A 6,948-nucleotide genomic window follows, 5' to 3' on the forward strand; every position below is an offset into this window, starting at 1 on the left:
CCCAATATGGAGTTGACGAACATAGTCAAAAGATAGCACTATTAGGAGCTTTAGAATTGTATCTTGATTTCGTCAACCTCTTTATTTATATACTCCGAATTTTGGGTAGCAAGAAATAACATTAAATAAATAATAACGAACATGGCAACAAGAAAGAATACAAATCCAAGAGCATTGGACATAGCTCCTCAGCTTCAAAACACGCTTAATGCCAATGGCATGCAAGCACAGATTGCAATGACCCAAACAGGTGAATATCAGTTGGTAACAATGGCTCACAACACATCAACACCTCGACGTTATACACTCAATGATGCTCAATTGGAGGCATTAAGGAATGGCGGAAATAACGTATGGGATAAAAAGGCTTACGAAACTTTTGTATCAATTGTGAGAAATGACTATTATATTCCTGGTTCTTGGGTTGCTGCACGTAATGCTAATAGCCCTGTAAATATGGGTTTAAATGGACATCGACTTAATCCTGGAGAATATGGATATAGAGGAGAACGCCCATTCCACCCTTTTGAAGGTGCAAGATACGGACGTTTTGATAGTTTCTTGGATGGATTCAGAGCGTTTGGAAGACATGGTTATCATGCAAGAAGAATAGATGACCGTCCTTTCTTCGCAAGTAGTGCACCTGTTGTGATGGATAGACCTGATGGCAGACTAAAGCCTGGAGAATTGAAGACTGGCGATTACGGCTTTTATGACAAAGGAAACCAGCAGCAGGATTCTTTGGCTAACATGAAGATTGATGCTAAACCAAAACAGTTGGTTCGCCCAAAAGGACAGGCGTTGACCTTGGGAGAATACCTTAATAGCTACAGTGCAGAACTAACCTTTAGTGGTGAAGGATTCAACAAGGTTCTCTCTTCTCATGGCATCGTTATCGATAAAGAGAAGAAAACTCTTACAATCAAGTGTGACGGTATCAACAAGGATTTACAATATGCGTTGACTGACGAACAATTGAAAAAGATCCTCAATGACAAGCTGAGATTCACTTCTGGCGAGGGTAAGCACAAGATGGTTCATAACAAGACTGCTCCTAATATTAGTGAGCGACTTGATATTATCAACAATGTCATTTCCAAAGACTTTTCAGAGAAGATAACCAAAGAGCATCTTCAAAGCAAGGACTACATCAATATTAAGTTGAAACCAGAGATTGAACAGGAGTTGAACTTAGGGCAGCAACAAGCAGCATCCTATGCCAAGAACATCGATGTCATTGATATTGACATGAAGAATATGCGTCAAGATTACAAGACAGGCTATATAGACAAATGGAATAGTATTGGTGTTGTAGATGGTAGAAGTTTGGATGCAAGCCAAGGGTTCTATCTACCAGTCAAAGATGGTCGTGCCGTTTCTGTGGGAGAGATACAAGCCTACCCTACGAATGACGGTCAGAAGACAACATTCCGTATGACAGCGGTAATAAACAATCAGTTGATGAGTCACGAGATTAGCAAAGATGACTATCTGAAGTTTATCAACTATGATGACGAGTATCGCTTGAAGCTGTTTGATAAAGTCTTTGATGAAGTGAAGATAAAGAGTGCATCAAATGGTCAGATGCAAGATGCTGTTAGGTCAAAAGGAATTGACCAAGCAGAGGGCGTTGTCACAATGAAAGGAGATTATAGTCTTGTAAATGCAAATACTTCCGCTGCCATTACTGGAGCTATGGCATGGAAAGACCAAATCTCTGGCAATTATCAGATAAATGTTCGTACCGATAAGGATGCAGGAATGTGGTCATTTAAGATAACAGAGGCACAATACAATGCTTTCAAAAATGGAACAAATGAGGATAGAGCCAAGATGTTGACCACTCTTATCCCTTTTACTGATGAGAACAAGCAGAAGATGCAGATTGTTCCAACAAGCAGCCTTCATCAAGATATGCGTCAGCAGTCATTCAACAATAATGCCAATATCAGCAAGGTTATAGATGAATTGCATAAAGCCGGATTTGGCACCGAAGTCGTTAAGACGGTTGGTAAAGAAAAAGTATTGTCTGAGGACTTAGTATCTGCTCATAGAGAGAAGCCTTCTGTAACAGAAGGCAAGGTTGTTCATTATGGTAACGAAGCCATTAATCTCAATGACTTACGTAATGCAGCAAAGATTAACCTTATGGGTGATGCTGGGGTAAACGGAGAGTCTTTGAATAATCTCAAAGAAAGCAAGGAATGGAAACGTAGTGGCGAACATGGTCGTGCTACAACTATTGGTGATATTTCTGTGGAAAGATTGAAGGATGAGCAAGGTAAGGTTATCGAGGGTAAATATAAGATGTCCGCAGTCATTGACGGAAACGTAATTTCACACGAGATTAATCAGAAAGACTTCAATAAATTCCTTGCTGTGAATGACTATCAGAGAATGAAACTCTTTGATAAAATATTCCCTGAGGTGGAAATGAAGACTAAGCCAGGACATGGCTTCAACTTAGGTGCGGCTATTCTTGCTGCCGTTACTACTGGATTGGATGTTGCTGCGGGTCTTTCGATGGCAGCCCCACCAAGACCTAAACCAGACTTCTATGAGTCAAGGGCTGTATTTTCTAAACCAGGTGTTGTATCGCCAGAAGCAGTTGCAGCTGCAAGTTATGCAGCTGAGATAGGCGAAGACCGTGGACATGGAGAAGGTAGAGGTATGGGCGTTTAACCCATACTTCTTTTCTCTTTATATTTAATATAATAAGGTATGAATAATAACTCTATTCAAATATTTCAGACGGTGGCATTGAGACCCCATGTATTACAATACGTCATTAATGAGTTTCCTGCCATCTGCCTAAGCATTGCCGCTTTTTGGATATATGTATTTGGCAAGTTTATGTGGCACGAATATTTTATCTATGCCGCATTGTTTTTGGTTATATATCTGTTCTGTAAGTTACTGTCATTGTTGCGTACAGAATACGTTATAACATCGGAACAAATAATAATACTTCATGGAGTATTATCACACTCAACAGATTATGTTGAGTTGTATCGTGTTGTGGACTACAAGCAACATCGTTCGTTGCCACAACAGATATTTGGATTGAAAACCGTCACCATTTATTCAGGTGATAGAAACAATTCAGTGGTCAACATGATAGGTATTAAAGAAGCTGACGATGTAGTGTCTGAAATAAGAATGAGAGTTGAATTTAATAAAAGAAGAAAGGGGATATATGAGATTACTAATCGAGTTTAGAGCTGTAATGCTCTGTTTAGCTATAGTGTTGTCCACGACTGTATGCCGTGCTCAAATAGGTGCAACAACCTCTAATCCTGGTCAATATCTTGCTATAAAGAAAGGTGAGGACAATATTCTTAGCAAGATTACAGCTCAAACAAATTATCGAAAGAAGGAAGCAGGTATTCAAGCAGAGCTATCTGGAACCACAGCAAAGATAAGAAATTGGGAGCAACAGTATAATGCTTATCTCAAAGAAGCATCAGGTTACGCCAAAAGAACAGTTGCTTGCTGTCAACTTTACTTAGAAGGTGTTCAGACCCTAAATGCCTTATGGGAAGTTTCTGCTGCAAAGAAAATTAATCCACAAGGTGTCTTTGCCACAATGTCTATGAATAATCTGTATATGGAGACTGCAATCCAATTTATAAAGACATTTCGTTCTTTAAAAAAAGTATGTGCTAAAGGTACAGATAAAAATATGCTGAACGGTGCAGAAAGAACACAATTAATATGGAATTTGGAGCGTGAGCTTGAACAACTCAATTCCAAGTTAAGAAGATTGGCTGTATCTATATCTGTGTTCAGCTTTGAGGATGTTTGGAATCGTGCCATTGCAGGCAAAATAGACAAGTCAAATGGTATGCTTGCCCTTGAAGCAAGAAACAGAATGCGCCGAGCAGCAACTTCTGTTGCAAGATATTATAAACTTAAACAGAACAGTAAATCATGGGGATGGTAAATAAATTCTTTTATATGATAGTATTGGCAGGACTGATGTCTTTCCTTCCATTAAAGACTTATGCCGGAGAAGACTTAGTACGTGCAGGATTGTTCCGTGATTACGCCAAGAAGGCAAAAAAAGCTCTAAAATCACAAGATGAAGTAATGTCACTTAATCTAACTGGGCACATGTATATCTCAGATCAGACAGAAAAAGTAACAAACTTTCAAAGAGAGTTTGATAACTATCTATCCAGTTTTGGTGATATGCTTACTTTAGCTGCAAGCATTTACGGCATATATTACCAGGTTGACCAAACTCTTAAAAATCTTAAAGAGTTAAAATCTGTCGGTGTTTCATGTCCAGCTAATGTACTGGCTGTAGCTTTGTCACAGAAGAAGAATAATATCTACAAAGATGTCATTGATGACGGCATTCAGATAGCTGCCGATGTAAAGCAGATTCTGCCGCTTGGATCATCAAAGGGAAAGAACCCTAAACTTACGGAACATCAAAGGATTCAAGTCATAGCCAATATCAACAATACATTGGTAAAGTTGAACTTTAAGCTAAGAAGGATGAACAGATTAATCCGCTATACATCTTTGCTGGATTCTTGGTACGAGCTTCGTGGAACACCAAGAGGAACACGGTCTATGAAAGCTATTGTTGCTGACTGTAAAAGAGGATGGATAAATAAAGCAAGAACAGCGAATAAAATGAATACAAAATAATGGAAGAGTCAAAAGAACTACAGGGAACATACACCCTTTTCCGAGCGACAATCTATGTTTCTTTGTTGCTCGAATTTTTTATGTATGCGCTTGACCCAACAGCCTTGGATTTCTTGGGTGGCGTTATCACAAACGTACATAGCCGCCTTGGGAGGCTATCCATGTATCAGTTTCTGCCATATAGCAAGATTGTTACAGTAATGTTAGTAATCATCACCTGTATAGGTACTAAAAACAAGAAACAGATAGAGTTCGATGCGAGAAAGATGGTTTTCTGGCCTATCTCCATCGGACTCGTTTTGGTAACAGTTTCTGTTTTTCTTTATAGCTGTGATTGGAAAACCAGAGTTTGGTTGCTGAGAACCAACATTTGGCTTTATATGGTAGCATCTTTGATAGGAACCATCTTGATTCATATCGCACTTGATAATGTTTCAAAATATTTCAAGGATGGAATGCTTAAAGATAGATTCAACTTCGAGAATGAGAGTTTTGAGCAGACAGAAGAATACGTTGACAACAAGTATTCTGTCAATATACCGATGCGTTACTATTATAAAGGAAGATTCCGTAAGGGATGGATTAATATCATTAACCCTTTCCGTGGAACTTGGGTTGTGGGTACTCCTGGTAGTGGTAAGACATTCTCTGTCATAGAACCATACATCAGACAGCATAGTGCCAAAGGCTTTGCCATGGTTGTGTACGACTATAAATTTCCAACTTTGGCTACTAAGCTTTACTATCATTACAAGAAGAACCAACAGCAAGGTAAAACGCCCAAAGGATGCAGGTTTAATATCATCAACTTCGTGAATGTTGAATATTCAAGACGTGTCAACCCTATTCAGCAGAAATACATCAGTAATTTGGCGGCAGCCCAGGAAACTGCTGAGACACTGATTGAATCTTTGCAGAAAGGACAGAAAGGAAGTGGCGGTGGCAGTGACCAGTTCTTCCAAACATCTGCTACTAACTTCCTTGCCGCTTGCATTTATTTCTTTGTAAACTATGGAAAGAAACCATACGACGAGCATGGTAATGAGCTTGAAGCACAATATGAAGAAGACCCAGACACGCATCATAAGCGACTCACTGGACGTGTATTTGCAAAAGGTCATCTTGGTGAGAAGGAACACATTGTTGAACCTGCTTATTGGAAAGGCAAATATTCGGATATGCCTCATGTACTGTCGTTCTTGAATAGAGATTATTCTGAGATATTTGAAGTTTTGGAAACAGACCCTGAGGTTTATCCTCTGATGGCTCCGTTCATGACAGCGAAGAAGAATAACGCTATGGAACAGTTGGAAGGTATGATTGGTACACTTCGTGTTCAAACATCACGTCTTGCAACGAAAGAGGCATATTGGGTATTCTCAGGCGATGACTTTGATTTAAAAGTCAGTGATCCTAAGAATCCAAGTTATCTTCTTATTGCTAATGACCCGGAAATGGAGAGTATCATCGGTGCATTGAATGCCCTTATATTGAACCGCCTTGTGACACGTGTGAACAGCGGTCAGGGTAAAAATGTACCTGTAAGTATTATTGTTGACGAGTTACCAACTTTGTATTTCCATAAAATAGATAGATTGATTGGTACTGCTCGAAGCAACAAGGTTGCAGTAACATTAGGCTTTCAGGAATTGCCTCAGTTGGAGGCTGACTATGGTAAGGTTGGTAAAGACAAAATTATCACCACTGTTGGCAATGTAATCAGCGGCTCTGCTCGTAGCAAGGACACTCTCGATTGGCTATCAGGAGATATATTTGGTAAGGTGGTTCAGCTAAAGAAAGGAATCACCATTGACCGTGACAGAACTTCCATCAATCTTAATGAAAACTTGGATAGTCTTGTTCCGGCATCTAAGATTTCCGACATGGCATCTGGTTGGATATGTGGTCAGACAGCAAGAGATTTTACTGTTACAAAGACAGGTCGCAAAGGTGCTATGGACATTCAAAAGGCGGAAGAATTCAAAACTTCCAAGTTCTTCTGCAAAACCAACTTTAATATGGATGAAATAAAGGCAGAGGAAGAGGATTATAAGAATTTTCCTTTACCTAAATTCTATGATTTTGGTTCTGTAGATGCAAAGGAACGTATCTTATATAACAATTTCAATAAGATAGACCAGGAAGTGAAGAATATGATAAAAGTTATTCAAAGGGAATTTCATCAAACAGAGAAAACCCAACAACAAAAAGCATCATAATTAGAAGAAAAAGAGAGGAAGCGTTTCTTGGAAGTGTTTCCTCTCTTCGTTTAATTATATATAAAAAATT

At 39.1% G+C, this 6,948-nt stretch carries 5 protein-coding genes and 1 pseudogene; all 6 read left to right on the forward strand.

Features of this window, described 5'->3' with window-relative positions:
* Nucleotides 1-119: pseudogene (locus KTQ90_RS13780) on the forward strand (Bax inhibitor-1/YccA family protein); the annotation flags it as partial.
* A gap of 22 nt (nt 120-141) precedes the next feature.
* A complete protein-coding gene (locus KTQ90_RS12335) occupies nt 142-2,682 on the forward strand; it encodes a hypothetical protein (protein ID WP_217318679.1) in 2,541 nt (846 codons plus the stop codon).
* A gap of 39 nt (nt 2,683-2,721) precedes the next feature.
* Entirely contained in the window at nt 2,722-3,219 is a 498-nt protein-coding gene (locus tag KTQ90_RS12340; protein ID WP_217318680.1) for a PH domain-containing protein, read from the forward strand.
* A complete protein-coding gene (locus tag KTQ90_RS12345; RefSeq protein WP_254359475.1) occupies nt 3,197-3,943 on the forward strand; it encodes a hypothetical protein in 747 nt (248 codons plus the stop codon). Before KTQ90_RS12340 ends, KTQ90_RS12345 begins: the two co-directional genes overlap by 23 nt.
* A gap of 14 nt (nt 3,944-3,957) precedes the next feature.
* A complete protein-coding gene (locus KTQ90_RS12350; protein WP_217318681.1) occupies nt 3,958-4,659 on the forward strand; it encodes a hypothetical protein in 702 nt (233 codons plus the stop codon).
* Nucleotides 4,659-6,878, forward strand: a complete 2,220-nt coding sequence (locus KTQ90_RS12355; protein ID WP_217318682.1) for a type IV secretory system conjugative DNA transfer family protein — start codon at nt 4,659-4,661, stop codon at nt 6,876-6,878. Before KTQ90_RS12350 ends, KTQ90_RS12355 begins: the two co-directional genes overlap by 1 nt.
* The last annotated feature ends 70 nt before the right edge of the window (nt 6,879-6,948 follow it).

This window comes from Leyella stercorea (genome assembly GCF_019052365.1).
In the GTDB taxonomy this organism is placed as follows: Bacteria; Bacteroidota; Bacteroidia; order Bacteroidales; family Bacteroidaceae; genus Prevotella.

Coding starts and splice junctions, on each gene's coding strand:
- KTQ90_RS12335 (WP_217318679.1), top strand. CDS start 142: ATGGCAACAAGAAAGAATACAAATCCAAGAGCATTGGACATAGCTCCT.
- KTQ90_RS12340 (WP_217318680.1), top strand. CDS start 2,722: ATGAATAATAACTCTATTCAAATATTTCAGACGGTGGCATTGAGACCC.
- KTQ90_RS12345 (WP_254359475.1), top strand. CDS start 3,197: ATGAGATTACTAATCGAGTTTAGAGCTGTAATGCTCTGTTTAGCTATA.
- KTQ90_RS12350 (WP_217318681.1), top strand. CDS start 3,958: ATGATAGTATTGGCAGGACTGATGTCTTTCCTTCCATTAAAGACTTAT.
- KTQ90_RS12355 (WP_217318682.1), top strand. CDS start 4,659: ATGGAAGAGTCAAAAGAACTACAGGGAACATACACCCTTTTCCGAGCG.